This window comes from Xanthomonas sp. SHU 199, from assembly GCF_000364665.1.
Lineage (GTDB): Bacteria > Pseudomonadota > Gammaproteobacteria > Xanthomonadales > Xanthomonadaceae > Xanthomonas_A > Xanthomonas_A sontii.
On record NZ_AQOI01000395.1, the window covers coordinates 1 to 2,233 of the forward strand.

The following is a 2,233-nucleotide window of genomic DNA, read 5'->3' on the forward strand; positions in this document are numbered from 1 at the left end:
CGACGGGCAAGCGCGGCGCCAAGCCGGCGGCGGCCAAGCGCAGCCCGGCCAAGCGCGTGACTGGTCGTCGTCGCGCTGGCGCCTGACCCGGCGCCTCCGCACGCATGGCGGCCGGCCACGCTCGGGCATACTCGCCGGCCACGACCTGACGAGAGACGACACCATGCAGATCCGGCCCGCCACGCTTGACGATGCCGAGGCGATGGTCGCGGTGCAGGACGCGATCTTCGCGGCCGGCCTGCGCAAGGCGCCGACCGATCTGGCGACGGTGCGCGCGACCTACCTGCAGCATCCCGATCGTCTCCAGTGCGTGCTGGCCGAGGACGCCGACGGGCGTGTCCTCGGCTTCCAGTCGCTGCGCATCGCGCGTCCCGGCAATGCCTACGACGTGGCCGAGGGTTGGGGCATCATCGGCACACACGTCGATCCGCGCGCGGCGCGCCGTGGGGTCGGCAGCGCGCTGTTCCGGGCCACCTGTGCGGCCGCGCGCAGCGCCGGGCTGGCGCAGATCGACGCCAGCATCGCCGCCGACAATGCGCTCGGGCAGGCGTACTACGAGGCCATCGGCTTTCGCACCTACCGCACCCCGCCGGGCCTGGTCTGCAAGGTCTACCGACTCGACGGGCCAGCCGCGCAGGCCGCCGCCGACTGAGCGGCACCGCTCCGCCTGTGCTTACGCGCAGGGCAGGGCGCTTCAATCCAGATAGGCGTCCATCAACGCGGCCAGGTGCGCGCGTTCGGCGTCGCGCAGGAACGGCGCGATCAGTTGCATCACCTGCACGATGCCGTGGCGGATCGCCACTTGCTCGTCCTTCTCGCCGCGCGCGGCCGCATAGTTGAGCCAGAACGTGGCCACCACCAGCACGTTGGTGGCCACGCCGCCGCGTTCCTGGGCGCTGGCGCGCATCGCGCCGGTCTGCGCCAGTCCCTCGAACACCGCCTGCACGCTGGCGTCGGCACGGCGCAGGATGCGCGCGAAGCGCAGGCGCAGGCGCCGGCTGCGGCTGAGGATCTCGACCAGGTCGCGGTACAGGAAGCGGTAGTCCCAGATGCACTCGAACACCAGGTGCAACTGCAGCCAGATATCCTCCAGCCCCGGCAGGCGCGCGCTCGGCAGCGCCAGCGCCGTGTCCATGCGCTCCTCGTAGCGCGCGAACAGGTGCTCGATGATGTCGTCCTTGTTGCGGAAGTGGTAGTACAGGTTGCCGGGGCTGATCTCCAGCTCGTCGGCGATGTGGTTGGTGGTGACGTGCGGCTCGCCCTGCGCGTTGAACATCGCCAGGGCGGTCTCGAGGATGCGCCGCCGGGTGTCGCGGGCCATCAGGCCAGCAGCTTCTTCACCAGGTCCACGTATTTCTTCTGCGCTTCCGCCTGCGGCACGCCCTTGAGCTTGGCCCAGGCCTCGTACTTGGCGGTGCCGACGAAGTCGAAGAAGCCCGGCTTGGCGCCGCTGACGTCGCCCTCCGAGCCTTGCTTGTACAGCGCGTACAGCCGCAACAGGGTGTCGTTGTCGGGGCGCTCGGCCCGCTGCTTGATGTCCTGGACCGCTTTCTCGAAGGCTGCCTTGCTGTCTGCCATGATCCCGCTCCGCCCTGACCGGCAGGCATCACAGCACGGGCGGGAGGCCGGGTCAACGCGGGCCGCGGCCGGTGGCCGGCGCGGACGCCGCGGTTACAGCATCGACAGTGCGTCGGCCTGGCGGCTGTCGGCGACGCGTTCGTGCGCATGCGCGGCCTCTTCGTGCGCGGCCTGCGCCTGTCGCGCCAGCGAGGCCTTGGCCGCGATGGAACGGATCGCATCGGTGACTTCGGCCAGCGGCACCTGCGTGCTGAGCCGCTGGAAGGTGTCGCGGCTGTTGTAGCCGGAACCGTCGCGCAGGTACTGCTCGTACATGGTCAGCAGTTCGGTGCAGGCGGCGGTGAGGGTTTCCATGTTGTTGCGCGCCAGGGCGTGGCCGACCTGGTCCAGGTTGTGCAGGCAGTCGGAGAGCCAGTGCAGGTCGTAGCGCGCGCTGGCCGGCTCCGGGCCGTTGTGGCCGCGGCTGTAGGCGCTGTAGCGGCGAATGCTGCGCGCCACGCGGGCGACGTGGGCGAGCAGGGTGCCGACTTCGTCGGCGATGTCGATCTGCGCCAGGGCGATGGTCGATGGCGGCGCGGCCGGAGGCGCCGCCGGTGCCGGCCCCGGCTTCGGGGGAACGGGCGAAGGCGCCGCGGCCGGTGCGGCATCGGCGGGG

At 71.2% G+C, this 2,233-nt stretch carries 4 protein-coding genes; 1 reads left to right on the forward strand and 3 read right to left on the reverse strand.

From position 1 onward, the window contains the following. Nucleotides 1–163: 163 nt before the first annotated feature. Nucleotides 164–652: a GNAT family N-acetyltransferase gene (locus D183_RS0113140; protein ID WP_157835214.1), complete on the forward strand. Its 489-nt coding sequence runs from the start codon at nucleotides 164–166 to the stop codon at nucleotides 650–652. Between the two features lie 42 nt (nucleotides 653–694). On the opposite strand, the gene D183_RS0113145 is transcribed toward D183_RS0113140, so the two are convergent. The 3 genes from D183_RS0113145 to D183_RS24710 all read right to left on the reverse strand — a co-directional run. Further along, nucleotides 695–1,321 (reverse strand): TetR/AcrR family transcriptional regulator, encoded by a 627-nt coding sequence (locus tag D183_RS0113145; protein ID WP_017909406.1) that lies wholly within the window; start codon nucleotides 1,319–1,321, stop codon nucleotides 695–697. After that, nucleotides 1,321–1,578 carry an acyl-CoA-binding protein gene (locus D183_RS0113150; RefSeq protein ID WP_017909407.1) on the reverse strand — a complete coding sequence of 86 codons (258 nt, stop codon included), beginning with the start codon at nucleotides 1,576–1,578 and terminating at the stop codon, nucleotides 1,321–1,323. The genes D183_RS0113145 and D183_RS0113150 overlap by 1 nt, the downstream gene beginning before the upstream one ends. Before the next feature lie 93 nt (nucleotides 1,579–1,671). After that, nucleotides 1,672–2,233: hypothetical protein (locus tag D183_RS24710; RefSeq protein ID WP_017909408.1), on the reverse strand; the 562-nt coding region annotated here is incomplete at its 5' end.

Coding starts and splice junctions, on each gene's coding strand:
- D183_RS0113150 (WP_017909407.1), bottom strand. CDS start 1,578: ATGGCAGACAGCAAGGCAGCCTTCGAGAAAGCGGTCCAGGACATCAAG.
- D183_RS0113140 (WP_157835214.1), top strand. CDS start 164: ATGCAGATCCGGCCCGCCACGCTTGACGATGCCGAGGCGATGGTCGCG.
- D183_RS0113145 (WP_017909406.1), bottom strand. CDS start 1,321: ATGGCCCGCGACACCCGGCGGCGCATCCTCGAGACCGCCCTGGCGATG.